Source organism: Subtercola boreus (assembly GCF_003399645.1).
Taxonomy (GTDB): domain Bacteria; phylum Actinomycetota; class Actinomycetes; order Actinomycetales; family Microbacteriaceae; genus Subtercola; species Subtercola boreus_A.
On the sequence record NZ_NBXD01000026.1, the window covers coordinates 17,339 to 43,685 of the forward strand.

24 protein-coding genes, 1 tRNA gene and 1 pseudogene are annotated in these 26,347 nt (G+C 65.8%); 5 read left to right on the top strand and 21 right to left on the bottom strand.

Annotated elements, in window-relative coordinates; translation table 11 throughout:
• Positions 1 to 128: 128 nt before the first annotated feature.
• The gene (locus B7R24_RS13535; protein WP_116419507.1) at positions 129 to 344 is read left to right on the top strand and encodes a hypothetical protein; all 216 of its coding nucleotides are present in this window, start codon (positions 129 to 131) and stop codon (positions 342 to 344) included.
• Here B7R24_RS13535 and B7R24_RS13540 read toward each other — a convergent pair.
• The 13 genes and pseudogenes from B7R24_RS13540 to B7R24_RS13600 all read right to left on the bottom strand — a co-directional run bounded on the left by B7R24_RS13540 (position 341) and on the right by B7R24_RS13600 (position 14,954).
• On the bottom strand, positions 341 to 1,510 hold the full coding sequence (locus tag B7R24_RS13540) for a cystathionine gamma-synthase (RefSeq protein WP_116419508.1): 1,170 nt from the start codon (positions 1,508 to 1,510) through the stop codon (positions 341 to 343). The genes B7R24_RS13535 and B7R24_RS13540 overlap by 4 nt on opposite strands.
• A 77-nt stretch (positions 1,511 to 1,587) precedes the next feature.
• Entirely contained in the window at positions 1,588 to 2,952 is a 1,365-nt protein-coding gene (locus tag B7R24_RS13545; RefSeq protein ID WP_116419509.1) for a cystathionine beta-synthase, read from the bottom strand.
• Positions 2,953 to 3,036: 84 nt separating this feature from the next.
• On the bottom strand, positions 3,037 to 4,902 hold the full coding sequence (locus B7R24_RS13550; protein WP_116419510.1) for an ABC transporter ATP-binding protein: 1,866 nt from the start codon (positions 4,900 to 4,902) through the stop codon (positions 3,037 to 3,039).
• Between the two features lie 100 nt (positions 4,903 to 5,002).
• Entirely contained in the window at positions 5,003 to 5,983 is a 981-nt protein-coding gene (locus tag B7R24_RS13555; protein WP_116419511.1) for a carbohydrate ABC transporter permease, read from the bottom strand.
• Positions 5,980 to 7,122 (bottom strand): carbohydrate ABC transporter permease, encoded by a 1,143-nt coding sequence (locus tag B7R24_RS13560; RefSeq protein ID WP_116419512.1) that lies wholly within the window; start codon positions 7,120 to 7,122, stop codon positions 5,980 to 5,982. Before B7R24_RS13560 ends, B7R24_RS13555 begins: the two co-directional genes overlap by 4 nt.
• Positions 7,123 to 7,221: 99 nt before the next feature.
• A complete protein-coding gene (locus tag B7R24_RS13565; protein WP_116419513.1) occupies positions 7,222 to 8,580 on the bottom strand; it encodes an ABC transporter substrate-binding protein in 1,359 nt (452 codons plus the stop codon).
• A 240-nt stretch (positions 8,581 to 8,820) separates the two neighbouring features.
• Positions 8,821 to 9,204: a 50S ribosomal protein L7/L12 gene (gene rplL, locus B7R24_RS13570; protein ID WP_116419514.1), complete on the bottom strand. Its 384-nt coding sequence runs from the start codon at positions 9,202 to 9,204 to the stop codon at positions 8,821 to 8,823.
• A gap of 3 nt (positions 9,205 to 9,207) precedes the next feature.
• Entirely contained in the window at positions 9,208 to 9,726 is a 519-nt protein-coding gene (rplJ, locus tag B7R24_RS13575; RefSeq protein WP_116419515.1) for a 50S ribosomal protein L10, read from the bottom strand.
• A gap of 223 nt (positions 9,727 to 9,949) precedes the next feature.
• Positions 9,950 to 10,666: a YqjF family protein gene (locus tag B7R24_RS13580; protein WP_116419516.1), complete on the bottom strand. Its 717-nt coding sequence runs from the start codon at positions 10,664 to 10,666 to the stop codon at positions 9,950 to 9,952.
• 101 nt (positions 10,667 to 10,767) lie between these two features.
• Positions 10,768 to 11,628: a DUF1684 domain-containing protein gene (locus B7R24_RS13585; protein WP_116419517.1), complete on the bottom strand. Its 861-nt coding sequence runs from the start codon at positions 11,626 to 11,628 to the stop codon at positions 10,768 to 10,770.
• Between the two features lie 125 nt (positions 11,629 to 11,753).
• Positions 11,754 to 13,277 carry a sensor histidine kinase gene (locus B7R24_RS13590; RefSeq protein WP_116419518.1) on the bottom strand — a complete coding sequence of 508 codons (1,524 nt, stop codon included), beginning with the start codon at positions 13,275 to 13,277 and terminating at the stop codon, positions 11,754 to 11,756.
• The gene (locus tag B7R24_RS13595; protein WP_116419519.1) at positions 13,274 to 14,035 is read right to left on the bottom strand and encodes a response regulator transcription factor; all 762 of its coding nucleotides are present in this window, start codon (positions 14,033 to 14,035) and stop codon (positions 13,274 to 13,276) included. The genes B7R24_RS13590 and B7R24_RS13595 overlap by 4 nt, the downstream gene beginning before the upstream one ends.
• 76 nt (positions 14,036 to 14,111) lie before the next feature.
• Positions 14,112 to 14,954 (bottom strand): annotated as a pseudogene (locus tag B7R24_RS13600) (NAD-dependent epimerase/dehydratase family protein).
• 55 nt (positions 14,955 to 15,009) lie between these two features.
• Between B7R24_RS13600 and B7R24_RS13605 the strand changes: the two are divergent.
• Positions 15,010 to 15,645 (top strand): YqaJ viral recombinase family protein, encoded by a 636-nt coding sequence (locus B7R24_RS13605; protein ID WP_437123532.1) that lies wholly within the window; start codon positions 15,010 to 15,012, stop codon positions 15,643 to 15,645.
• A 3-nt stretch (positions 15,646 to 15,648) separates the two neighbouring features.
• On the opposite strand, the gene B7R24_RS13610 is transcribed toward B7R24_RS13605, so the two are convergent.
• Positions 15,649 to 16,710, bottom strand: a complete 1,062-nt coding sequence (locus tag B7R24_RS13610; RefSeq protein ID WP_116419521.1) for a hypothetical protein — start codon at positions 16,708 to 16,710, stop codon at positions 15,649 to 15,651.
• Positions 16,700 to 19,432, bottom strand: coding sequence for an Ig-like domain-containing protein (locus tag B7R24_RS13615; protein WP_147304046.1), 2,733 nt, complete (start codon positions 19,430 to 19,432; stop codon positions 16,700 to 16,702). Before B7R24_RS13615 ends, B7R24_RS13610 begins: the two co-directional genes overlap by 11 nt.
• 193 nt (positions 19,433 to 19,625) lie before the next feature.
• On the opposite strand from B7R24_RS13615, the gene B7R24_RS13620 reads away from it, so the two are divergent.
• Both B7R24_RS13620 and B7R24_RS13625 read left to right on the top strand, forming a co-directional pair.
• Positions 19,626 to 20,615, top strand: coding sequence for an acyl-CoA thioesterase (locus tag B7R24_RS13620; RefSeq protein WP_116419523.1), 990 nt, complete (start codon positions 19,626 to 19,628; stop codon positions 20,613 to 20,615).
• Between the two features lie 211 nt (positions 20,616 to 20,826).
• Entirely contained in the window at positions 20,827 to 21,786 is a 960-nt protein-coding gene (locus B7R24_RS13625) for an NADP-dependent oxidoreductase (RefSeq protein WP_116419599.1), read from the top strand.
• Between the two features lie 30 nt (positions 21,787 to 21,816).
• Here the strand turns inward: B7R24_RS13625 and B7R24_RS13630 are convergent, their stop codons facing one another.
• The 6 genes from B7R24_RS13630 to B7R24_RS13655 form a co-directional block, all read right to left on the bottom strand.
• Positions 21,817 to 22,347, bottom strand: a complete 531-nt coding sequence (locus tag B7R24_RS13630; protein ID WP_116419524.1) for a GNAT family N-acetyltransferase — start codon at positions 22,345 to 22,347, stop codon at positions 21,817 to 21,819.
• 61 nt (positions 22,348 to 22,408) lie between these two features.
• On the bottom strand, positions 22,409 to 23,101 hold the full coding sequence (gene rplA, locus B7R24_RS13635) for a 50S ribosomal protein L1 (protein ID WP_116419525.1): 693 nt from the start codon (positions 23,099 to 23,101) through the stop codon (positions 22,409 to 22,411).
• A 9-nt stretch (positions 23,102 to 23,110) separates the two neighbouring features.
• On the bottom strand, positions 23,111 to 23,542 hold the full coding sequence (gene rplK, locus B7R24_RS13640) for a 50S ribosomal protein L11 (RefSeq protein WP_116419526.1): 432 nt from the start codon (positions 23,540 to 23,542) through the stop codon (positions 23,111 to 23,113).
• Between the two features lie 87 nt (positions 23,543 to 23,629).
• The gene (gene nusG, locus B7R24_RS13645; protein WP_116419527.1) at positions 23,630 to 24,679 is read right to left on the bottom strand and encodes a transcription termination/antitermination protein NusG; all 1,050 of its coding nucleotides are present in this window, start codon (positions 24,677 to 24,679) and stop codon (positions 23,630 to 23,632) included.
• 88 nt (positions 24,680 to 24,767) lie between these two features.
• Positions 24,768 to 25,058, bottom strand: a complete 291-nt coding sequence (secE, locus tag B7R24_RS13650; RefSeq protein WP_116419528.1) for a preprotein translocase subunit SecE — start codon at positions 25,056 to 25,058, stop codon at positions 24,768 to 24,770.
• A 52-nt stretch (positions 25,059 to 25,110) separates the two neighbouring features.
• Positions 25,111 to 25,183, bottom strand: a tRNA-Trp gene (locus tag B7R24_RS13655).
• Between the two features lie 148 nt (positions 25,184 to 25,331).
• Between B7R24_RS13655 and B7R24_RS13660 the strand changes: the two genes are divergently transcribed.
• On the top strand, positions 25,332 to 26,303 hold the full coding sequence (locus tag B7R24_RS13660) for an NAD(P)H-quinone oxidoreductase (RefSeq protein ID WP_116419529.1): 972 nt from the start codon (positions 25,332 to 25,334) through the stop codon (positions 26,301 to 26,303).
• Positions 26,304 to 26,347 lie beyond the last annotated feature (44 nt).

Genomic DNA, 26,347 nt, shown 5'->3' on the forward strand with positions numbered 1-26,347 from the left:
CGAAGGGCCCTCGGCATCTGCCGGGGGCCCTTCGCCTGTCTGCCGGCGCGGCTCGGGCGGGAGGGGGCTTGCCACCGACCGGCCACCACCCTAGCGTGGGAGATCCGGCAACAAAGGAGAACACCACCATGGGCGACATCCCCGGATTCCTCGCGAGCGAGTTCCCCGAAGACGCGCGAGACGTTCCCGGCCAGGAGGCGTTCGCGGCCCGGAAGGCGGCCGACGAAGAAGCCGCCCCAGCCGAGAACATCGACGAGACGCAGATCTTCTACAAGCAGCACGCCGAGGCGGCTCCGACCGCCGACTCCGACGACGAGACCGTCACCGAAGACGACGCCGTCTAACGCTTCGGCAGCGCCCGCTTCGGCAGGGCCCGGTCGAGGTCGTCGATCAGGTCGTCGACGTTCTCGATTCCAACAGAGAGCCTGATCACATTGTCGGGTACTTCGAGTGCCGTGCCCTTGACCGAAGCATGGGTCATCTCGCTCGGGTAGCCGATGAGCGACTCGACGCCGCCGAGCGATTCAGCGAGCTGGAACACCTTGGTCGATTCGGCGAACCGGCGCGCGGCCTTGGGGCCGCCCTTGAGCCCCAGCGAGATCATGCCGCCGAAACCCGACATCTGGCTCTTCGCCAGTTCGTGGCCCGGGTGGCTCTCGAGTCCCGGGTAGTAGATGCGGTCGAGAGCGGGATGCCCGACCAGGTGTTCGGCGATGGCCTGGGCGTTCGCGCTGTGCCTGTCCATGCGCACGGCGAGTGTCTTGATGCCCCGAACGGTGAGCCAGGCATCCATCGGTCCGGAGACAGCACCCGCAGCGAACTGCTGGAACTGCACCTTCGAGGAGAGTTCGTCGTCGTTCAGTACAACGGCCCCGCCGAGCACGTCGGAGTGGCCGCCGAGGTACTTGGTCGTCGAGTGCACCACGACATCGGCCCCGAGCGAGAGCGGGCGCTGCAGGTAGGGGGAGGCGAAGGTGTTGTCGACCACGACGATCGCACCGGCAGTGTGGCCGATCTCGGCGAGCTCCCCGATGTCGCTGATCTTCATGAGCGGGTTGCTCGGCGTCTCGAGCCAGAGGATCTTCGTCTTGCCGGGCACCACGGCCTTCTGTACCGCGTGCAGATCCATCATCTCGACAGTGTCGTTCAGGATGCCCGACCTGCTGTGGATCTTGTTGATCAGTCGGTGGGTGCCGCCGTAGACATCGTTGCCCAGAACGATGTGATCGCCGGATTCGAGGGCCGAGCGCAGCAGCGCGTCTTCGGCGGCCAGCCCGGAGGAGAACGAGAAGGCGTGCGTGCCGCCCTCCAGTGCCGCCAGGAGCGTCTCCAGTGAGGATCTTGTGGGGTTGCCACCGCGGGCGTATTCGTAGCCGCCCCGGAAGCCGCCGATACCGTCCTGCACGAACGTGGAGGTCTGGTAGATGGGCGGGATGATCGCGCCGGTGCTCGGATCGAACTCCTGCCCGGCGTGGATGGCGGTGGTCTCGAACTGCTGTTTGCGTGGCATGGTGTTCCTAACGCTCCGGGGAACGCGAATATTCGGGAGGATCGTGGGTTGGGAGGGGCTACTCAGGCTGGCGGATGTCAGGCGCTCAGGAAGCTGAGCAGGTCTTGGCGGGTGATGACGGCGACCGGCTTGCCCTCATCCGTCACCATCAGGGCCGAGGCCGAACCGAGGAACTGACGCGCGGAGGCAACCGATTCATTGATACCGATCAGGGGGAACGACGGGCCCTGGAAAGTGCCGACCTTGTCGGCCATCGATGCCGCTCCGCTGAAGAGGTGCTCGAGCAGGGCCTCCTCGTTCAGGGAACCCACCACCTCGCCCATGACGACGGGCGGCTCGGCGCTCAGCACGGGCATCTGGGAGACGCCGTAGGTCTTCATGATCTCGATGGCGTCGTGCACGGTGTCAGCGGGATGCGCGTGTACGAGAGCAGGCAGTGAGCCGTCTTTCGCGCCGATGAGATCGCGAACTGTGCTCTCGGTCGACTCGCTCGTGAATCCGTAGGAGCGCATCCACCTGTCGTTGAAGATCTTGCCCAGGTAACCGCGGCCGCCGTCGGGCAGCAGCACGACCACGACCGCATCGGCCGGAAGCTCGCGCGCGGCCTTGAGCGCGACCGACACGGCGAGGCCGCTCGAGCCACCCACGAGCAGGCCCTCCTCCCGGGCCAGACGACGGGTGAGGTGGAACGATTCGGCGTCGCTCGAGGCGATGATCTGGTCGACCACACTGGGGTCGTAGGCGCTCGGCCAGAAGTCTTCGCCGACGCCCTCGGTGAGGTACGGCCGGCCCGTGCCGCCGGAGTAGACAGAACCCTCGGGGTCGGCGCCGATGATCTGAACGCGGCCCTCCGACACCTCCTTGAGGTATTTGCCGACACCGCTGATGGTGCCGCCGGTGCCGACACCGGCGACGAAGTGCGTGACCCTGCCGTCGGTGTCGCGCCAGATCTCGGGGCCCGTGGTCTCATAGTGGCTGAGGGGTCCGTTGGGGTTGGAGTACTGGTTGGGCTTGAACGCGCCGGGGATCTCGCGTGCCAGACGGTCGGAGACGGAGTAGTACGACTCGGGGTCTTCAGGGGCGACAGCAGTGGGGGTGACCACGATCTCTGCGCCGTAGGCGGTGAGCACGTTGCGCTTGTCTTCACCCACCTTGTCGGGCAGCACGAAGACGCACCGGTAGCCGCGCTGCTGGGCGACCAAGGCGAGCCCGATGCCGGTGTTGCCCGAGGTGGGTTCGACGATGGTGCCGCCCGGCTTCAACAGACCCTCCCGCTCGGCCGCATCGATGATGCGGGTCGCGATGCGGTCCTTCGACGAGCCGCCCGGGTTCAGGTATTCGACCTTGGCCAGCACGGTGGCCCGGATGCCCTCGGTCACGGTGTTCAGGCGAACGAGCGGGGTGTTGCCGACAAGGCCCAGGACTGTCTCTGCGTACTTCACTCGAACCAACTTACCAGCGGCATCCGTCGTGTTACCGGGCAGCGCACGCGCCACCCGGCCGCCTGCTCGGCCCACGCCGCCCGTTCAGAACGAGGTGGCCGCCACCTGCTCGCTGTAGAGGTTGAAGTACGCCCCTCCCCGCGAGAGGAGGTCGGCGTGCGTACCGTGTTCGACGATCAGGCCGTCGTCGACGACGAAGATGACGTCGGCGTTCACGACTGTCGAGAGCCGGTGCGCGATAGCGATGGTGGTGCGGCCACGCGAGGCCGTATCGAGGGCGCCCTGTACGACACGCTCGGAGATCGAGTCGAGCGCGCTGGTCGCCTCGTCGAGGATGAGCACTGCAGGGTTCTTGAGCAGCACCCGTGCGATGGCGATGCGCTGCTTCTCGCCGCCCGACAGGCGGTAACCCCGCTCCCCCACCATCGTCTCGTAGCCGTCGTCGAAGCTCATGATGCGGTCGTGGATGTTCGCGAGGGTCGCCGCCGCCTCGAGCTCGGCCTGCGTGGCGGTGGGCTTGGCATATCGCAGGTTCTCGGCAATGGTGGCGTGAAAGAGGTACGTCTCCTGGCTCACGATTCCGAGGTGCGCCACCAGCGACTCCTGGCTCAGGTCGCGAACGTCGATGCCGTCGAAGAGTACCCGGCCGGCCGTCGCCTCGTAGAAGCGCGGAATGAGGTACGAGACGGTGGTCTTGCCCGCACCCGACGGACCGACGAAGGCAGCGAACTGCCCGGGTGCGATGTCGAACGACACCCCACCGAGCGTCGGACGGGAGTCGGGTGACGCATCGGCGTACCGGAAGACCACGTTCTCGAACCCGACCCGGCCGGCGACCCGCCCCTCGGGCAGATCGGTCGACCCCGGGCGGTCGGCGATGGCCGGCTTCAGGTCGAGGTACTCGAAGATACGCGCGAACAGGGCACCCGACGTCTGCAGGTCGAGCGCCACACGCAACAGGCCCAGCAGGGGGAAGAGCAACCGCGCCTGCACGGTGGTGAAGGCGACGATCGTTCCCGCGGTGATGCCGCTCGCCCCGTTGCCGAGCAGAAAGCCGGCCACGAGATAGACGATGGCCGGAATGCTCGACAGGAAGATGCTGACCATGGCGAAGAACCACTGCCCGCTCATCTGCTGGCGCACCTGCAGATCGACCTGGTTGTCGTTCTCGGCGGAGTAGCGCCCGATCTCGGTCTGCTGCTGGTTGAAGCTCTTCGCCAGCAGGATTCCCGAGACGCTCAGCGTCTCCTGGGTGATGGCGGTCATGTCGCTCAGCGACTCCTGCGTCTTCGTGGCGATGCGCGCACGCACCTGCCCCACCCGGCGCTGGGCGACGACCAGGATGGGCATCAGGATGACCGCGATGATGGTGAGCTGCCAGTTCAGCAGGATCAGCGCCACGAGGGCGGCGATGACGGTGACGGTGTTGCCCAGCACGCTCGAGATCGTGTTGGTGAGCACCGCCGCCACCCCACCGACGTCGTTCTGAAGGCGCGACTGGATGACCCCCGTCTTCGTCTTGGTGAAGAAGTTCAGCTCCATCGACTGCAGGTGCGTGAACAGGCGCACCCGCATCGCGCCCATCACTTTGTTGCCGACGGTCGCCGTGAGGTAGGCCTGCCACACACCGATGAGGCTCGAGGCGACGTAGAGCACGATCATCGCACCGACGATCTCGGCCAGCACGGGAACGTTCGGCCCGCCGGCGGCCGGGAAGAGCCCGCGGTCGAACGCCTGCTGCGTCAGCAGCGGCGGAATGACCGAGACCGCGGCAGAGATCAGCACAAGCACGATGGTCAGGATGATCTGGGGCCGGTAGGGCACGAACAGCCCCGTGATTCGACCGAGCAGGTTCTCGACCCGCGGAGCATCGGCATTGCGGGCCTTCTGCGCACGCGCGTCACCACCGCCCATCATGGGGCGACCCCCGTGTCCTCCGACTGCACTCATGCTCCAACTGTACGTCGGCCGAAAACACCCGGGCCCCCCGCCGGCACAGTTGTGCAGACAGGGGGCCCGGGAGGTGTTGTGAAGGAGAGGAGTGGCTCGTCTAACCCTTGGTCGCGCCGGCCAGCAGACCGCGCACGAAGAAGCGCTGCAGCGCGAAGAACACGATGAGCGGAACCAGGATGGAGATGAACGCCCCCGCGGTGAGCAGCTCCCACGACTGGCCGAACGACCCCGAGAGGTCTTGCAGGGCCTTGGTGATCGGCAGGTTGCCGCCGGAGGTGAAGATCGTCGCCACGAGAAGGTCGTTCCACACCCAGAGGAACTGGAAGATCGCGAACGAGGCGATCGCCGGCATGGCGAGCGGCACGATGATGCGGAAGAACACCTGGCCGTGACCGGCTCCGTCGACGCGCGCCGCCTCGATGACCTCGCCCGGAATCTCCGAGATGAAGTTGTGCAGCAGGAAGATCGCCAGCGGCAGCGCGAAGATCGCGTGGGCGATCCACACCTTCGCGAAGCTGTCCGGCACCCCGTTCAGGTTCAGGCCGGGCAGGATGTAGTAGCCGCCGATCTTGATTCCGTCGGAGAACAGCGTCAAAAGTGGCACGAGCGCCATCTGGATGGGAACGATCTGCAGTGCGAAGACGCCGATGAAGATGGCGTTCTTGAACTTGAAGTCGATCCACGCGAACGCGTACGCCGCGAGACTGGCGACGATGATCGGGATGACCGTGGCCGGCAGCGTGATCACCAGCGAGTTCAGGAAAGCCTGGCCGAGCGTGAGCGCGTTACCGGCACCGATCGCCGTCACGTAATTGTCGAGCGTGAACGCCGGATTGGTGAAGATGGTCCACCAGCCCGACGTTTTGATGTCGGCACCGGGGCGGAACGACGAGATCAGCAGGCCGAGGGTCGGGATCGTCCAGATGATGGCGATGATGAGGGCGGCCGCCGTCGCACCCCTGCTGGTCATCCGCTTCTTGGCCTTGCGGCTGGCCGTCTCGACGACCGCCTCACCGCGAGCGAGCTGGCGGCTGGTCGACTTGTCGAACGGAATGTCGATCGGAGCTACGGCGCTCATCGGATCTCCCTCTGGTTCTTGATCTGCCGTGCGTTGAAGACGATGATCGGCAGCACGAGCAGGAACAGCACCACGGCGAGAGCCGAGCTGTACCCGTCACGGCTGCCGAGCTGGAACTGCCTGACCATCTCGAAACCGAGCACGGTCGTGTCGTTGCGACCGCCGGTCATGGCGCTGACGATGTCGTACACCTTCAGCGAGGCGATCGAGATGGTGGTCAGCACGACGATCAGCGACGAGCGAATGCCCGGCACAGTCACATTGATGAAGGCCTGCCAGGCATTGGTTCCGTCGATCGACGCCGCCTCGTTCTGCTCCTGCGGCACGCCCTTGATGGCGGCCGAGAGCACGACCATGGCGAAACCGGTCTGGGTCCAGATGAGCACGACCACCAGGAACAGCGTGTTCCACGGCTGCGCCCCGAGCCAGTCGACCGGCTGTCCACCGAACCAGATGACGATCTGGTTGAGCAGCCCGATCTGCGAGTCGCCCTGGCGCACGTCGTAGAAGAACCGGAAGATGATCGATGCGCCGACGAACGAGATCGCCATCGGCATGAAGACCAGCACCTTGAAGAACTTCTCGCCCCGGCTCTTGTCGATGAAGTACGCGTAGGCGAGACCGAACACGGTCGAGGCGATGGGTGCGATCAACACCCAGACGATCGTGTTGAGGAATGCCGTCAGACCGTCGGAACTGGAGAAGAGCCAGAAGAAGTTGTTCAGGCCGACGAAGGTGCTGCCATCGTTGCTCATGAACGCGGCGCCCGCCGTCTTGATGGTGGGGTAGACCAGACCGATGATCAGCAGGATGAAGGCCGGGGCCATGAACGCGATGAGCTGGAACAGATATCCGGCGCCCTGGCGGGACCGGTAGTCGACCAGGAAGAAGATTCCGCCGAGTACAGCCGCGACCGCGGCTATCCAGATGGCCGAGTTGTAGAGGCCGAAGAAGATGAGGGCGCCGAAGGGCACGAGCACGCAGACGGCGAGACGGATGATCGTGTAGCGAACGCCACGTCGCGGCGCTATCTCGACCAGGAACAGAACGATCGCGATGACCGCGAGGAAAGCAAGAATGATGATGGGGATCTGGGCGAGCGGCGGCAACCCTGCCAGCCACCGGAAGAAACCGGACATACGAAGCCTTTCACAACTACAAACGGATAGTGGTGGTGTGGTGCACGAAGGTCACGCTGACCGCGATGTCAGCGTGACCTTCGTGCGAACCGGTTTCGGTTAGGAGGTGTACCCGGCCTGGATCTCGGTGAGCACGTCGTCGGTGCTCTTCCCGTCGATCCAGTCGACCATGCCCTTCCAGAAGCTGTCGGAACCGACGGCCTTGGGCATGAGGTCGGAGGCATCGAACCGGAAGGTCGACTTCGGGTCCTGGAGGATCTCGATCGAGGTCTTGAGGATCTCGCTCGATGCGTTGGCCGGGTCGAGACCCTTGTTGGCGCTGATCACACCACCGAGCTTGACCCGGCTGTTCGCCCAGTCGCTCGATGCCAGGTATTCCTGCACCTTCTGGGTGTCTGCATCGTTCGAGAACGCGCCGACGAACTCGCCACCACCGGTGACCGCTTCGCCCTTGGAGGCATCGATCGGCGGGGTGAGGAAGGCCCAGACGTCACCGTCGGGCGCGACCGTCGCCGCTGCGCCGGAGGCGTTCTTCACGCCGGTGACGAAGCCGTCGAAGAACGACGCCTGGTGCGTCATCGGGCAGGTGCCGTTGGCAACGGGGGTCGCAACGTCACCGAAGGCGGTGGAGTTGATCGACTTCACGTCGCCGTAGCCGGCGTTGACCAGGGTCGGGTCGAGGAGGATCTTGCCGACCTCGTCGAACGCGCTCTTGATCTTCGGGTCGGTGAACTTGGTGTCACCCTTCACCCAGCTGTCGTAGGTGTCGGTGCCCGACTGGCGAAGAACGAGGTCTTCGATCCAGTCCGTTCCCGGCCAGCCCGAGGCGTCACCGGAGTTGAAACCGGCGCAGAAGGAGGGTGTACCCGTCTTCTGCTGAATGGTCTTCGCCAGGGCGACGAGGTCGTCGTAGGTCTTGGGAACCTCAACACCCCACTCCTTGAACTTGGCGGGCGAGTACCAGATGTAGCCCTTGACGCTGGCCATCAGCGGGGCAGCGTACTGCGTGCCGTCGACAGCGCCGTAGTTCGCCCAGTCTTCGGACCAGTTCTTCTTGATGATCGCGGTGAGCGAATCGGTGGCCTTCTGCACCTTGCCCGACTTGATGGTGTCGTCGAGCAGGCCCGGCTGCGGGAAGATGGCGAGGTCGGGCAGGTCGTTGCCCTGCACCTTGATGCCGATGTTCTTCTCGAAGTCTTTGTCACCGGTGTAGTTGATGGTGATGTTGTTGGCCTTCTCCCAGTCGGCCCAGGACCCCTGGAGCTTCGTGGCTTCGTCGCCGACGATGGTGCCGGTGATGTTCACCACGCCGTCGGCGGTGCCGACCGTCGCGGCCTGTGACCCGCCGCTGGCGTTCGGGTCGTTGGGGTCACTGCTCGAGCATCCGGTGAGCGCCAGGCCGGTGACGGCCAACAGGGCGAGTGGGATGGTGACCCGGCGTTGCAGGGCAAGCCTCATTTTTTCTCCTCTTTGAGTGCTGTGAGTGCACTGGCTCTTCTTTCGAAGAAGTAGCAAGCGCTTCCAGTGACAAACACTAGGGCGCGAAATGCTCCGGGGCAAGCCAAGGGCGGCGATTCCCGAGCTCAGATGCACAATCGTTACCTGAATGATCGCACACAAATGAGAGCGCGACCATCCGCATGAACAAAGGGCACCCCGACCGAAGCCGGGATGCCCTTTGTGGGAATGCTGGGAAGACTACTTGAGCGTGACGGTCGCGCCGGCTGCCTGCAGCTGAGCGACTGCCTTGTCGGCAGCTTCCTTGTTGACGCCTTCGAGAACAGGCTTCGGTGCACCGTCGACGAGTGCCTTCGCCTCACCGAGGCCGAGGCTGGTGATCGAACGCACTTCCTTGATGACCTGGATCTTCTTCTCACCAGCGGCCTCGAGGATGACGTCGAACGACGTCTTCTCTTCGACCTCTTCGGCGGGGGCGGCGGGGCCAGCGGCACCGGCAGCGGCGACGGGGGCCGCGGCGGTGACCTCGAAGACCTCTTCGAACTTCTTCACGAACTCGCTGAGCTCAATGAGCGTGAGCTCCTTGAAGGCGTCGATGAGCTCGTCGTTTGACAGCTTTGCCATTGTTTACTCTCCTTGTGTAGATACTTTTTCGCGCAGTGCCTCGACCGTGCGAACGGCCTTCGACATCGGCGCGGTGAACAGATAGGCGGCACCGAACAGCGAGGCCTTGGCGGCACCGGCGAACTTCGCCAGCAGCACCTCCCGGCTTTCTAGGTCGGCGAGCTTGTTGACCTCTTCAGCGGTGAGCGGGTTACCGTCGAAGTAACCACCCTTCACCGTGAGAAGAGGGTTTGCCTTGGCAAAGTCGCGCAGAGCCTTTGCCACGTTCACGGGGTCACCGTGAACGAAGGCGATTGCGGAAGGACCAACCAGCTCGTCGTCAAACGAGCTGATACCGGCCTTGTTGGCCGCAATCTTGGTCAGCGTGTTCTTTACCACGGCGTAGGTGGCGTGCTCACTGATGGAACGGCGCAGGCTTGTCAGCTGCGCAACAGTGAGACCGCGGTACTCAGTAAGCAGAACGGCAGTCGAGCTCTCGAACAGGTCGGAGAGTTCGGATACCGTGGCTTCTTTGTTCGCCATGGCGCTCCTTGGATAAATAGTTTTGCTAGAAAACTGTGCTGGCAGCCCCCGGAACGCAAGAAAAAAAGCTCCACACAGGAGTGCGGAGCTTCGAGGACTGCTGAGCAGCCGATTCGTACTTCGAACACCTGCGCGGGCTTTCGCTTAAGCGAAACTTCGACCATCTCACTTCAACGAATCGAAGCGCGACGATGACCAGCGGTCTTTGGCTGCTCTAAAGGTATCACAGGCGGGAGGGTCTGCCGAACGCGGAGTCGACACCGGGCGAGAAGAGCACCGAGTCGGGCCGCCGGTTTGCGACGCCGGGCAGGCCGGCGCGGGTGAGCAGCGTGTCGCTGAAGTCGAGCAGCTCCGCCTCCTGCAGCGCCCAGGGCTGGTGCCGGTTGGGCATGTAGAGAGTGTGGCCGAGGTGCTCGGAGAAGAGGGCCCACCTGGCCGTCAGAAAGTCGGCGAGGGCATCCGGATGCTCGATCTTCGCACCCGGGCGCACCGACACCGCCGAATCGACCTCACCCCGTGGTGTGGTGTGCCTGCGTGAGGTGTAGACCAGCGTGCCGGCCGTCTTACGCACACGCATGTGCGACCAGATATAGGGAATAGCAAACGCCACGCGCGCACCGATCACCGCCGCCAGACGTTCGCACTCCAGCGACAGGAACACCACACCCGGCCGACCCTCGGCATCTTTCGCGTACAGGCGCACGTTGGTCTCGTGAAAGGTGCCGAAGAACGGCAGGGCCGGCGTCGGCCCGAACTGCGTGTTGCGCAGCGTGAAGGGCACGAGCCCGACCCACGAGCTGCCGTCGAATTCGTCGGGCGTGACACCCGGCGGCATCAGCGACGCAGCATCGGCCGTCGGAATGCGCCAGTGCAGAAAGGTGACGTTCCGCCACTGCTGGCGGAGGATCGGGTTCGGAATCTCGTGCGGAGAAAAACTCACACCGCAATCGTCGCACCTCTGACGGCACTCCACGAACCTCGTCCCATTTTGCGCAAAAGCACCCAAACCCTCCGGGTTGGGTGCTTTTGCGCACAGCGCGTTCAGTGCAGCAGGGTGCCTTCGGCGTTCAGCACGTTCTTCTCGCCCGCCTCGATCGCGATCGTGAGGCGGTTCTCCCGGGGCGGCATGGGGCAGTTGAAGTGGTACGAGAACGCGCACGGCGGCAGGTAGGCACGGTTGAAGTCGAGCGTCACCGTTCCCGGGCCGGTGTCGTTCTGGCGGGCATCCGGAACCAGCTTCATGAAGCGCCCGACACCGTACGTCGTGTCTCCGCTGGTCGCGTCGCTGAACACGAGCAGCAGGTTGCCGTTGTCTTCGAACGCGGTGAGCGCGTGCGCGACGCCGTCCTTCTCGAAGGTGATCTCGGCGGGAACAACGCGTTCGCGAGGAACGCCGTTGTCTTTGAGGTGCTCGACACCGATGGCCCGGCCGCCCTCGATCGGCGTGAAGGCGGCGGTGACCACCCAGGCGGGGTCGAAGTCGAACGCGTCGATGCTGCCGAAATCGCGGTTGCTCTCCGACTTCGCGTCCCACACGCGAAGGGCGTACGTACCCTCCTCGCTCGCGATCACGAAGCCTGTGACGGTGGTGCTGAAACGAACACCGGATGCTCGTTCCGAGTCCTGCCCGTAGACGCGAACACTTCCGTCGACCAGTTCTCCGTCGACGCTGATGCCCTCGGCCGCGCTGGCCTCCAGGCGCAATCCGGACTCACCCTCGGGCAGCGCGAACCACAGCCCCGGCACGCCGAACGCGCTCTGGCCGACCGACGGGTCGCCCGTGATCCACTCGGTGTTCACGAGGGCGAGGTTGCCCTGGGCACCGGTCACGAAACGGCGCCGAGCCTCGCGGTAGGCCTCGTACGCGTCGAGCTGGGCGGCATCCTGAATCACATCGGTCATAGCTCTCCCAACCCTCGGGGCGCCCGATTTATTCGGTCGGTTGTGCGCAAAAGCACCTAACCCACCCGATATGGGTGCTTTTGCGCAAAGCGGGACGGTCAGGGCCCTGCCGCGAGGGCGGGCGGTCAGGACCCTGCCGCGAGGGCGGGCTGGTGGGGGGCGGGTGCGGGAGCGGGTGCGCCGGCCACGGGCAGCTCGATGCGGAAGACCGTTCGGCCGGGCGCGCTCTCGACCGTAACCGAGCCGCCGTGCGCCTCGGCGACCGCGTAGACGATCGCGAGACCGAGGCCTGTGCTGCCCGCGTGGCGGGAACGCGACACGTCGCCGCGGACGAAACGTTCGAAGAGGGTCGGCACGAGTGCCGGGTCGATGCCGGGGCCGTCGTCGGCGACGCTGATCACGGCGTAGTCGACCCCGTCACGCGTGAGTGTGCTCAGTCCGGCTGTCACGTGGGTGCCCGGAGGGGTGTGCACCCGGGCATTCGCCAGCAGGTTGGCGGTGATCTGGTACAACCGGGGGCCGTCTCCGGTGATCTCGACGGGCTCCTCAGGCAGGTCGAGAATCCAGTCGTGGTCGCGGCCCGCAGCGTGCGCGTCGCTCACCGCGTCGACCAGGGTCAGCGTGAGGTCGACGGTCTCACGCGCGATGTCGGGGCGGGAATCCAGGCGCGCAAGCAGCAGCAGGTCTTCGACGAGGCTCGTCATGCGTTTCGCCTCCGACTCGATGCGCCCGAGCGAATGGGTCACGTCGTCGGGCAGCTCGTGCTGCCCGCGCCGCGTGAGCTCGGCGTAGCCGCGGATGGAAGCGAGAGGCGTTCTCAGCTCGTGGCTGGCATCCGCCACGAACTGGCGCACTTTGTCTTCGCTCTTCTGACGCGAGGTGAGCGCCGACGAGACATGTTCGAGCATGCGGTTCAGAGCGGAGCCGACCCGCCCCACCTCGGTCTTCGGGTTCGTGTCACGCTCGGGCACCCGCACGGCGAGCGCCACCTCACCGCGGTCGAGCGGAAGTTCGGCGACGTGCGCAGCCGTGTCGGCGACCCGCTGCAGGGGCCGCAGGGCGAACCGGATGATCAGCCACGCGACCGCGACGGCGAGCAGCAGCCCGACCACGGTGATGATCACGGTGGTGAGCGCCTGCTGGGTGACGGTGGCCTGCACGGAGGCGAGGGAGACGCCGAGGGCGACGGTCGCGCCGTTCGTCGTGATGAGCGAGACGACCCGGTACTGGCCGAGGCTCCCGCCGAGGTCGACCGTGACGGGCGCCGTCGAGGCGGGAAGCGCCTGAAGCTGGGCGACCTGCGGGGCGGTCAGGGCGATGACCGAGGTGTTGCCGAAGTCGCCCGCGGTCGACGAGCCGGAGGAGACCACCGCTCCCGATGTCAGAACGACTCCCGCCGAACTGATGAGCCCGACAGTGCCCACGGGCTGGCGTTCGAGGAAGGTGGAGGGGTCGTTGTTGCGCAGTTGCAACGTGTACCCCGTGGGTGACGATGCCGAACCGGGGCCGCCTCCGCCACCGGGCAGCTGGTCATCCAGTCGGCTCGTGAGAACACCGCTGAGCGTCAGTGTGCTCACCAACCCGATGGCGAGACCGAGCACGGCGATGAGCGCGGCGACGCTCAGGATGAGGCGACGGCTGAGGGTCACGGAGCGGTCTTCAGCATGTACCCGGCGCCGCGTACGGTGTGGATCATCGGCGAGCGGCCGGCATCGATCTTCTTGCGCAGGTAGGAGATGTAGATCTCGACGACGCTCGAGCGGCCGCCGAAGTCGTAACTCCACACCCGGTCGAGGATCTGGGCCTTGCTGAGCACGCGGCGCGGGTTGCGCATCAGGAAGCGCAACAGCTCGAACTCGGTGGCGGTCAGCTCGATGGACTCGTCGCCGCGGTGAACCTCGTGGCTGTCTTCGTTCAGCACCAGGTCGCCGACGACGACCTCGGGGTCGACGGCATCCGTCACCAGCACGGTCGAGCGGCGCAACAGGCCGCGGAGGCGGGCGACGAGCTCCTCGAGGCTGAACGGCTTCGTGACGTAGTCGTCGCCTCCCGCGGTCAGGCCCGCGATGCGGTCGTCGAGCGAATCCTTCGCCGTGAGGAAGAGCACCGGCACCTCCGCACCGTCGGCCCGCACCCGATTGAGCACCGCGAGCCCGTCGATGTCGGGGAGCATCACATCGAGCACGATCACGTCGGGCTTGAACTCCCGCGCCATCGTGACGGCGGTGCGGCCCTCGCTCGCCGTCTTCACATCCCACCCCTCGTAGCGCAGGGCCATCGACAGCAGGTCGGTGAGGGTCGGCTCGTCATCGACGACGAGAGCGCGCACCGGGGAGCCGTCGGCGCGCGACAGTCGCGGGCGAGGAGCCGAGGTGCTGGATGGAAGCCTTGAGCTGTCTATGGTCACACCCTCAAGTATCACCAGCTACCTATGACGAAGCTATGAGCGCCCTACGCTCATCCTGTGAGTTGGCGCGCGCGGTCTACTGCTCGTCGCGCCAGCTGTGCTGGGGGTCGTAACCGAGAACACGCCGGGCCTTGTCGATCGAGAGCAGGGTGGTGTTCTCCCCCAGCTCGCCGCGGATGGGCGTCTCGGGAAACACCTCGGCCACGAGTTCGGCGTTGCTGCGGGTCATCACGGTGTCTGCGGCGGCAATGATGAAGCGCTCATAGCCCTTGCCCTCCCATTCGAGAGCCTTCAGCACGGCCTGGGCGCCGTCACGGGAGTCGATGTACCCCCACAGGTTCCATTTGCGCAGGCGAGCATCCTGATCGAAGCCCGGGAACTCGGCGTAGTCGCTCGGGTACATCAAGTTCGAGAAGCGCAGTGAGACGATCTTCAGCTCCTCGTTCCACCGGGTGAGCTGAATGGCGAGCTGTTCCTCGAGGTGCTTCGTCAGCGAGTAGACGCTCTCGGGGCGGGCGGGATACTCCTCGTCGACCGGGATGTACGGCGGCGGCGCGTCGAACGGCAGACCCAGCACGGTCTCACTCTACGCCGCGACGATATTGGTGATGCCGGCGCGCTTCGCCGCGTGCAGCACATGGAACGTCGAGAGCATGTTGTTGTCGAAGGTCGCGACATCGCTCAGGATGCCCGGGGCAGGGATTGCAGCGAGATGCACCAGGGCATCCACCCCCTCGTGCCGATCGTTCACCCCCAGCAGTGCGTCGAGGGTCTGGCCGTAGTCGGTGAAGTCGACGCGGATGCTCGTATCACGCGACCCCACGACGTCGAGGTTGAAGACCTCGTGCCCCGCCTCCCCGAGATGTTCGACGACGGTGCGGCCGAGTTTTCCCGACCCTCCGGTGACTGCAATACGCATGACGCTCCTTCGTGTTGAAGTCATCCTCGCAGCAAATCGGGGGGAGAATGAGGGGGTGACGACCGCCTTGACTCTGACCTTCCCGTGGGAGGAAGACGAGCCTGCCGCGCCCCGGCCACCGGCCCACCTGTCGCGCATCGTCGCCGACTCGACCAACCGCGTGGCCTGGTTCCGCGCGCGCAGCCGTGGAGTGACGGCGACGGATGCCGCCCGCCTCACGACCCGCAAATCGGTGGAGAACACGGCTTACGACAAGCTGAACGGCAACAACTTCGGGGGCAACGCCTACACCGACCACGGTCGCATCAGGGAGCCCACGATCGCGGCCTGGGTGAAGCGCGAGCACGCCATCGAGCCCTCGACGACGCTCTTCCACGCGCACGGGCGACCGCTGCACCTCGCCACCCCCGACGGCATCGGCGTGAACACCGTCTCGGGCGACACAGAGCTGTGCGAGATCAAGACCACGAACAGGGCCTGGCGCAGCATCCCGCGGCACTACCTGCGGCAGGTGTGGTGGCAGCAGTACGTGCTCGGCGCCGAGCGCACCCTCGTGGTCTGGGAGCAGCACTCGTCGTTCGTTCCCGTCGCCGCCGAGCCCGAATGCCGCTGGGTCGACCGCGACGACAACGAGATCGCGCAGCTCGTGCACCTCGCCGACCAGCTGCTCGACCTGATGCAGCGCCGCTGACGCCTACTTCGGCGGCGCCGCGTTCTGGATGCCCTCCTTCGTGCATTCGTCGGCACCACCGTGCATTGCGGGGGTGGGGTCTTTGCCGATCTCCCACCCGTTGAACTCGACGGGCCACGAGCCGGCCGGGGACATGACCTCGGAATCGACCTCGGAATCGAACGACGTGTGATCGAAGCCGTAGACGTGCAGGATCTCGTGCATGATGGTCCAGGCCGAAAGCGATCCGGGCGTGGGCGACAGATTGAGGTTGCCACTCACCCACCGAGTCAGGCCGGCACGACCCTTGTCGCCTGTGACGATCTCTGCCTCGGCCGTTCTGTCGTTGCCCTCCTCGAACCCACCCGGAACGTTCTGGAAGGTGATCACAGGAGCCTTGGCGTCACCGCTCTTCCACTCGACCAGTGCCGGTTGGCGACTACCCTCCCGCGCGGCAGCGAAGGCCACCAATCCAGCGAGAACGGCCGACTTCTGCTCGGCTGTGACGTTCGAGGCAAAAGTGTACGTGTAGGTTCCCGTCTCGGCGTCGGGACGCGGCTGTGGCGGCAACCACCCAGACGAATCCATGTCGGCGATGTCCGAATCGAGGAAGAGGGTCGGGACGAAGTTGCACCCGTCGGTGGCTTTGAGGCCCCGGCGCGCATCGAGCGTGCGCGCTTTCGCCGAGAGGGCAGCCTCGGCGTAGTGGAGCTTCGCTGCGGCGTCGGCCACCCGTGAAGTGTCGGGGAAGAGCTCGTTGGCCTTGCGCAGGCTGTAGCCGTCGCCGGTGAAGGGGTTCAGGGCGCTGAAGGCCGAGTAGTCGAACTGCCCGGCGCGCGGCTCGACGATGACGAGCTTCTCGTCGGTCCAGTACCAACTCGCCTCCGTGCCCCACCTGAAGTTGCCACCACAGAGCTGCGACTGCGACTGCGGAGACCCCGGCTCGCCCTCAAGGAACTGGGTGTCGCCGAGGCGGCAGTCACCCTCGGCGACACCACCGGCGTGCGCGGCGACAGGCGAAGCGACCAGGGCCACCAGAATGCAGACGGAGGCCAGCGCGAGGCGGCGGGAGGATCTACTGGACATCGATGGTCACCGTTCCTGTGGTCGAGACTCCCGCGTCTCGGGCCTGGGTCTGGTAGCGGAAGGTCGCCGGGCCGGTGTAGCCGGGCTCGGGGGTGAAGGTGAACGCACCGGTGTCGTCGTTGATGACCACCGTGCCGTGCGCCGGCGGGTAGCCCTCGTTGATGCGCCACGGGGAGGTGAACGTCGGGAAGACGTCGTTCGAGAGCAGGCCGTGGTCGGCATCAACCGTGAGTACCGCGCCCGGCGCCGTGCGGTAGTGGTCGTCGACCGAGGTCGCCGGTGCTCCGACCGTCACCGCGATGGTGGTGGGGAGGCTCCGGCGACCTGCGGCGTCGGTCGCCACGACCGTGATGGTCGAGTCACCGCGGTATGCAGCATCCGGAGTGTACGACGTCACGCCGACGGGGCTGATGCTGACGGCTCCGTGGTCGGCCGTGACGGAGAGGGGCAGGCCCGGTGCCAGGCACTGGGCGTTGCGCACCACGGTCGCAAGCCCCGCGACGACAACCTGCCTGGCGGGCGGCACACCGCAGGTCGGGGCGGCCGGGCGTACGTCGGCCGACGCCGCTGTCGAAGCGCCGTTCACGTCGGCCAGCACGGCGGCCGTGGCTGCCCTGTCGGCGTCGTTCTGCTTCAGGTGCAGCGAGAAGTTCGCGGTGTCGCCGGCCGAGAAATGGGTGTTGGTGTACGTCAGCGTGTGCAAGACGTCGTCTTTCGCGCGCTTCCAGCCGGTCGGCACGCTGGCCTCGCTCTCGAGGTCGAAGCGGTCGAAGGAGAGGGTCACGACAGCGCTTCCGGCGGTCTTGGCCGTGACGCTGAGCCCGTGCACCACTCCCGTCGCCCCGGGCTGGATGGCACCGGGCGCGATGAAGCTGCTGGCCGTCGCGACGGCGGGCTGCTCGGTGAGGGCCGGGAGCGTCGAATGCCGCGTCTCGTAGTCGAACCGCGCGCCCGGGTTGAGCCGCAACGATTCGGTCGTCGCCGCCGGAACGAGCAGCCTGATGTCGAACGCGTTGGTGTTCGTCAGGAACATGCGCACGCGCGGCTCGGTGCTGCCCGGGAACCCGCCGTCGAGGTAGTGTGGCACATTGAGCAGCAGTCCCTCGCGCGGGTCTCCGGGAGTGCCAAAGATGTCGACGGGCTTCTGCTTCGCGAAGGTCATATCGCCGGCCAGGACGAGCTGGTAGTCATCCCACCCGCGCAGGTTGTCGGCCAGCGAGCCGAACACCACGGTGCGACCGTCGGCGGTCACCGGGGTCGCTCCGTCGGCGATGGAGTCGCCTTCCCCGGTGTTCGACAGAGTGGTGAAGGGCATCGCCTTCGCGTCTGTCGTCCAGTCCTGGGTATTGCGCCGAACCGAAATCGGCTGCATGTCTTCTGGGCGCCCGTCGGCACCGAGCGTCACCCGGTACACGTCGAGGGCGTCGTTGTCGTCGGTGAACTTCTGGCAGCTGCGGCATTCGCCGTCGATCCAGACGAGGGGGCTGATCGAGGTGAGCACGGCGCTCTGACCGTCGGCCGAGACGGCGATACGGGATGCTCCGCCCACCGCCTCGCGCCAATAGCGCGTTCTCATGGTCGACGGCATCACTCCCGTCGAGTCGGCGTGATCGGGCGCTGCGATGTCATTCAGCATCAGCGAAACCCGGTGCGTCTGCCCGGTGGACATGTCGCGCAGGTACGCATCCGAGAGATGTGTCGTCTTCGGCATGTCGCCGTCGGGAACGAGATTGGTGGCATCCGAGATGAAACCGACCACGTTTCCGTCTGAGGAGACAGTGGGCAGAGAAGAACTCCTGTCGGTCTTCGTCAGGTCGGCCAGGGTGTCTGCCGTCGAGACATCCACCAGCTTCTTCGTGCCCGTCGTGCGGTCGAGTCGATAGACGTGGCTGAGGCGCGCGCCGGGGGTCGCGGTCGGGGGCGGCGTCGTCGCCGCCACTCCGATGTTGTCGGCGTCGGAGGTGAACACGACGAACCGACCGTCTGCCGACATCGCGGGCTGCGCACTCGAGCCGTGGGCTGCGACGAGCGTACCCGCGTCGGTGATTCCGGATGTCACGTTGGTCGTGTCTCCTGAACCGACGTCGTAGATCTCCACGTTGCCGACCCCGGTGGTCGGGCCGCCGACGTTGTTGACGCCGGGAACCGAAGAGATGAACGCGACGTGCTGCCCGTCGGCCGAGACCACGGCAGAGGAGTTGCTGCCGTCGCGCACGGCTTCCCTGTCTGCGTCAGCCGAACTGCGGCGCGAGGAGACCCAGGCGACAGCGCCGGTGTCCAGGTCCTTCAACACGACCTGGCGGGCCCCGCCCGGGTCGTCGGGCAGCACATTGCGGTCGGTGGTCACGAAGGCGACGAACCGGCCGTCGGCCGAGACGGATGCCCCGAACGACGCCCCGTCTGCACCATCTGTTCTCGAATGGGTGGAGACGAGCTGGAGTGACCCGTCGGCGGTACTGCGACGGTAGACGTGCTTCTGGTCGCCGACCGCGTCGAAGGTGAGCTTCTCCACCGAGTCGAACACGGTGTACCGGCCGTCACCGGAGATCGAGACGGAGGTTCCCGCGCCCGCGAGGGTGGGGCCGGCGTACTCCTGCACGTCGTAGTAGGTACGGTCGCCCGGCAGTGCCAGCGCCGCTGAGGTCGAGAAGATGACCGGAGCGGCAAGCAGCAGGGCGGCGCATGCTGCGGTTGCAAGCACGGGGGTGCGGTGTCGAAGCAAAGTGTTCCTCATTCGTTTCGGGCATTCTGCCCTCAAGAAGGAGAGAGTCGACGGGGCCTGTTCGCTTACGCCGGTCACCCACCCCAGAACGGGTGCCACATAAATTCGGTGCTTCTTTTGCCCCCGCAAAGAAACGCAGATGTCACACCGGCGAACACTCCCCGCCCTCTCCGCTCCACACGATGATGGACGCATGCCCGCATCATCCGACGTGACCTTGCGCTTTCTCGCCTCCCCGACCGACGTCGCCAGCATCGGCGGGAAGGTGCACGCCGGCAAGGTGCTCGAATGGATCGACAAAGCCGGCTACGCCTGCGCCGTCGGCTGGAGCCAGAGCTACTGCGTCACCGCCTACGTCGGCAGTGTGAGTTTCGTCGCACCGATCGAGTCGGGCAACCTCGTGGAGGTGCACGCGAAGCTGGTCTACACGGGCACCTCGAGCATGCACATCCGCGTCAACGTGTCGTCGGCCGATCCGCGGGTGGGCCGTTACGTCACGTCGACCGACTGCGTCATCATCTTCGTGGCGGTGGGGCCGGATGCCCGCCCCACCCCTGTGCCGCCCTGGGCGCCCGAGAGCGAGAGCGATGCCGCTCTCCACACCGACGCCGTGCACCGCATCGATGTCCGTGCCGCCATCGCCGAGGCGATGAAGGGCCAGATCTACTCCGACGACGGCACGGCCGAGCGCATCACCCTTCGGTTCTTCGCCGCTCCCACCGATGTGAACTGGGGCGGCAAGACCCACGGCGGCACGGTCATGCGCTGGATCGACGAGGCCACACTGGCCTGCGCCTCGACGTGGAGCGGGCTCGACGCCATCACCGTGTACTCCGGCGGCATCCGGTTCTATCGGCCCATTCCGATCGGGCACCTCGTCGAGGTCGAAGCGCGGCTGGTGCACACGGGGCACTCCGCGATGCACATCAGCACCCACGTGCGCTCGCGCGACCCTCGGGAACGCGAGTTGCAGCTCACCACCCACTGCCTCACCATCGTGGCCGGGCTCGACGGTGAGGGCCACACCACCGCCGTTCCGCCCTGGCAGCCGGTCACCGACGAAGACCGACGACTGGATGCCCACGCGCGCCACCTCTCCCACCTGCGGCAGGGTTCGACCCACCTCCCGCCGCTGGTGCACGCGGAGGCATCGGCCGTCGCCGGTTTGTTAGCGAGGAGGTGACACCCTCGTAACATCTCCGTATCAATCTGCGGCTTTACTGGGTCAGGGGCCCCAATCGGGGACTAGACGCACATTCGATACCTCACGGTCGCCAGCGGCGACGATCGTCACCATCAAAGGAGAGCTACCGATGACGCAGACAACGACCGGAGCGAGCCACTTGTCGAAATCACGGTCTGAGCTCGAGGGTTCAGCAGAACAGCCGACCACGATGCGCGCGGCTGTGATCGATGAAACCGGATGCCCGGATGTTCTGCACCTCGCCGATGTCCGGCTGCCCCTCCGCATCAACTCCGAGGTGCTCGTGCAGATCGCCGGTGCCGGAGTGAATCCGCTCGACGCCAAGACGCGGGGCGGCAGGGGCGTGTCGGCGGCCATCGAGTCGTTCCCGTACATCCTGGGCCAGGATTTCAGCGGTGTCGTCGTCGAGACGCCCTACGAAGCATTCCACCTGAAGGTCGGCGACGAGGTGTACGGCATGCTGAGCGCGCCTCGCGGGCAGGGGTCCTACGCCGAATACGCAGCGGTTCCCAGCATGCAGGTCTGCAGGAAGCCGGCCCGGCTGTCGATGATCGAAGCCGCCGCCGTTCCGGTCGCCGCACTCACGGCCTGGGGCATGGTCGTCGATGTGGCGAAGGCCCACGAGGGGCAGCGCATCCTCATCCACGCCGGCGCCGGCGGGGTCGGGCACTTCGCCGTGCAGTTCGCTGCGTACTTCGGAGCCCACGTGATCGCGACGTCGTCGGGTCGTAATTCGAGCTGGTTGCGCGAGCTCGGCGCCGCCGAGGTCATCGACTACACCTCGAAGCGTTTCGAAGACGAGGTCTCCAGAGTCGACGTGGTGATCGACCTGATCGGCAACGCGACCGACGACACCGGTACGCGGTCGCTGCAGACCCTGCGCCCGGGCGGACTGCTCATCAACGCTCCGACCGGAAGCTGGCCGACCGTGGTCGCCGACGCCAAGGCACTCGGACTCCGCGCCACGACCTACACGGTGTCACCCGATGCCTCGACGCTCACGATAATCACCCGGCTGATCAACTCGGGAGACGTGCATGTGCACGTCGATGAGGTCTTCGAGCTGTCGGATGCCGCGGAGGCCCACCGCCGCCTCGAGGAGGGCCACACGCGGGGCAAGCTCGTGATCGCGGTCTCCGAGCAACCCTGAACCCCGCACGTGTTGTGCGGGGGGGGGGGGCTAGAGCGCGCGCTCCCGCACGAAGTCGTCTTCGCGCTCCGTTCCGACGTAGAACGTCTTCGTACCGACGACCGTGAAGCCGCTCTTCTCGTAGAAACGGTTGGCGCGAACGTTCAGGTTGTTCACCCCGAGCCAGACTCCGGATGCTCCACCCTCGCCGGCCGCCTCGACCGACAGTCGCATGAGCTCCGCCGCAACGCCCTGCCCGTGGAAGCCCGGCACGACGTAGCACTTGCTCAGCTCGGCCGTCGGATGAATCGACAGCACCGCCTGCACATCGGGGTCGGCCGGGGGCCCCAGGATGACCATGGTGTAGCCGATCGGGAGGCCCTCCGATTCGGCGAGGAACAGCATCCTGTCGCCGTCTGCAAGGTACTCGTCGAAGCGCTCGCGGGTGAGGGTCTTCTCGAGGTGCGATTGGATGCCGCCGGCCGTGGTGTGCGGCGGGCAGGCGAGCACGAAGGTGGCGGCGGCGATGAGGGCGAGGCGGGCGGCATCGTCAGAACCGGCGCGTCGGTAGGAAACGGGCATCCCCCCACCTTAAACGACGAGAGGGCCCGCCGAAGCGGACCCTCTCGTGTGGACCCAGCGCCTAGGCCAGCGCGTTGACGTCGACCGGGATGCCAGGACCGAAGGTCGTCGAAACGGTGCCCTTGGTGATGTAGCGGCCCTTCGAGGAGGACGGCTTCTGGCGAACGATCTCGTCGAGCGCTGCAGCGACGTTCTCACGCAGCTGATCGGGCGAGAAGCTCGCCTTGCCGGCCACGAAGTGCACGTTGGAGTGCTTGTCGACGCGGAACTCGATCTTTCCACCCTTGATCTCGGTGACAGCCTTCGCCACGTCGGGGGTGACGGTGCCCGTCTTCGGGTTGGGCATGAGGCCGCGCGGGCCGAGTACCTTACCGAGACGACCGACCTTGCCCATGAGCTCCGGGGTCGAGACGGCGGAGTCGAACGAGGTGTAGCCGCCGGCCACCTTCTCGATCAGCTCGTCGCCACCGACCTCGTCGGCGCCGGCAGCGATGGCTGCGTCGGCCGCGGGGCCCGTTGCGAACACGATGACGCGGGCGGTCTTGCCCGTGCCGTGGGGCAGGATGACGGTGCCGCGCACCATCTGGTCTGCCTTGCGGGGGTCGACGCCGAGCTTGAGGGCGACCTCGACCGTGCTGTCGAACTTGACGGAGCCGGTCTCCTTCGCGAGAACGACAGCCTCAGCCGCCGTGTAGAACCTGCCGTCTTCGACCTTCGCCGCGGCTGCCCTGTATGCCTTTGATTTCTGTGCCATGAGAGCCTCCTACGCCTCGACCGTGATGCCCATGGAGCGGGCGGTTCCTGCGATGATCAACGACGCTGCGTCGAGATCGTTGGCGTTGAGGTCGGCCAGTTTGATCTGGGCGATCTCGCGAACCTGCTCGCGGGTGAGCTTCGCGACCTTGACGGTGTGCGGGGTTCCGGAACCCTTCGCGACGCCGGCAGCCTTCTTGATGAGCTCTGCTGCGGGCGGGGTCTTCAGGATGAAGGTGAACGAACGATCTTCGTACACGGTGATCTCCACCGGGATGACGTTGCCGCGCTGGTCTTCTGTCGCCGCGTTGTACGCCTTGCAGAATTCCATGATGTTCACGCCGTGCTGACCCAGCGCCGGCCCGATGGGCGGTGCGGGGTTGGCGGCGCCGGCCTTGATCTGAAGCTTGATCAGACCTGTGACCTTCTTCTTCGGTGCCATGTTTTCTCTTCTCTCTCGTGCCATCCCGGAACGGATGACGCTCCCGAAGCCGGGCTTCTCCCGGGATCGGTGGTTTGTGGGGGGGTGCTACAGCTTCGTGACCTGATCGAACGACAGCTCGACCGGCGTCTCGCGCTCGAAGAGCGAGACGAGGACCGTGAGCTTGCCGCTCTCGGGCTTGATCTCGCTGATCGACCCGGGCAGGCCCGCGAACGAGCCCTCCTTGATCGTGATGGTCTCACCGATCTCGAAGTCGATCTCGGCCGGGATGGAGCGTGAGACGGCCTTGCCGCCCTTGGCTCCGCCGGTCTTCGCAGCCGGCGCTTCGATGATCTCGACGAGGCTCTTCAGCATGTTGAACGCCTCTTCGAAGCGCAGCGGGGTCGGGTTGTGCGAGTTGCCCACGAAGCCGGTGACACCGGGTGTGTGCCGCACGACAGACCAGCTGTCTTCGTTCAGATCCATGCGAACCAGCACGTAGCCGGGGATACGCACACGGGTGACGAGCTTGCGCTGGCCGTTCTTGATCTCGACGACGTCTTCCATCGGAACCTCGACCTGGTAGACGTAGTCCTCCATGCCCATCGAGCTCTTACGGCTCTCGATGTTCTGCTTCACACGCTTCTCGAAACCGGCGTAGGAGTGGATGACGTACCACTTGCCGGGCATGAAACGCAGCTCGGTGCGAAAGGCCTCGTACGGGTCTTCGGGTGCGACCTCAGCATCGAGCTCTTCCTGCAGCTCGACGTCACCGGCACTGTCGGCGCTGACCACGGAGTCGGAGACGAAGTCGTCGTCTTCGGCGTCGGTCTCGGCCCCGTCGACCTCTTCTTCGTCTTCGATCGCCTCGAGGGCGGCCTCGGCGTCGTCGGCGTCGTCGGAGGCGAGCGCCTCATTCACTTCGGCGTCGGCCTCGAGGTCGTTCACTTCGACGACGTCGCCGTCACCGCCGTCAGCGTCAAGCCCGGCTTCGATGAAGTGCTCGTCGTTCGTACCGCCGTCGATGGCGCGCAACAGGGCATCGAGGTCGCCGGGCGACTCGATCTCGATGTTGTCGCCCTCCTGAGCCTCTTCGACCTCGCTCGACTGCTCTTCGGCAGCCCCAAGGTCGAGATCGTCGCGGTTTGACTGTGACACTGGAATACGTTCCGTTTCTTTTCGGATGAAGGCAGGAATTCGCCTCAGCGAATCGGTGAACGGGGCTCAGCCCCGATGGACGATGCTGTTACAGGCCGAGTGGGCTGGTTCCCGGATCGCCGAACACGAAGACGGCCGCCCAGCTGAACACGAAGTCGAGACCGGAGACCAGCGCCATCATGATGACGACGAAGACCAGCACGACCAGCGTGTAGCTGATCAGTTCTTTACGGGTCGGGGTGACGACCTTCTTCAGTTCTGCGATGACCTGCCTGATGAACAGCACCAGACGGGAGAACGGGTTGCGCTTGGCAGCCCTGTCGCTCTTGGCGCGCTCGACGACAGCCTCACTCGGTTCGTCGACTATCTTTCGTGCCACCGTCAGTACCTTTCACAAGCGATCGAAGCAAGCAGACGCTCACTCCGATTTGCAGGGCGGACAGGACTCGAACCTGCAACCTGCGGTTTTGGAGACCGCTGCTCTACCAATTGAGCCACCACCCTATGAGCGAACTCCAGCCTACATTTTCATGCTGGCAGGTCACCGGCAAGGGAGAAATGGGCATGAAAAATGATGGCAGAGTTCAACTACCACAGACCAGTGTAGGTCAGATCAGGAGTGACCGCAAAGAGCGGGTCTAGGTTGGACAGCATGAAAGCCGTGATCATCCAGACACCCGGTGACGCCGACGTTCTGCAGCTCGCCGAGGTCGACGAACCACAGGCGGGTCCCGGCGAGGTGGTCGTGGGGGTGGTGGCCGCGGGCGTCAACCGCGCAGACATCAGCCAGCGCGAAGGCCACTATCCCCCTCCCCCGGGAGCACCAGCCTGGCCGGGGCTCGAGGTGTCGGGCCTCGTGCTTCAGGTCGGCGACGGTGTCACGACCCTGAAGGTCGGCGACCGGGTCGCCGCGCTCCTCTCGGGCGGCGGCTACGCCGAGCGCGTGAGCGTTCCCGCCGGCCAGGTCATCGTTCTGCCGCCGAACATCGATCTCATCGACGGTGCCGCCCTCATCGAGGTCGCCGCGACGGTGTGGTCGAACGTCTTCCTGCTCGGCGACCTGCGGGCGGGCGAGACACTCCTCGTGCACGGCGGGTCCAGCGGAATCGGCACCATGGCGATCCAGCTGGCCCGGGCGCGCGGGGCACGCGTGGCCGTCACGGCGGGTTCCGCCGAGAAACTGTCGGCCTGCGAGGCGCTCGGGGCGAGCATCCTGATCAACTACCGCACCGAGGATTTCGTCGAACGTCTGAAGGATGAGGCAGTGGCGGCCCACGTCATCCTCGACTCGATCGGCGGTTCGTACCTGGCACGCAATGTGCAGGCGCTGGCGACGGATGGGCACATCGTGAACATCGGCAACCTGAGCCAGGAGCCGGGCACGCTCGACTTCGGGCCGCTGATGATGAAGCGGGGCGCCATCCACGCGACGAGCCTTCGGGGCCGGTCTGCGGCGGCGAAGGCGGCGATCGTCGACAGTGTGCGGGAGAACGTGTGGCCGCTGGTCGCCGACGCTTCGGTCAGACCGGTGGTCTCGGAGCGCTTCCCGCTGGCCCGCGCCGCCGACGCGCATCGCCTCATGGAGGGCTCGACGCACATCGGCAAGATCGTGCTGGTCGTCTGACCCGAGACGTTCTGTGACCGCCGGTAACACCGTCGAAACAGCTG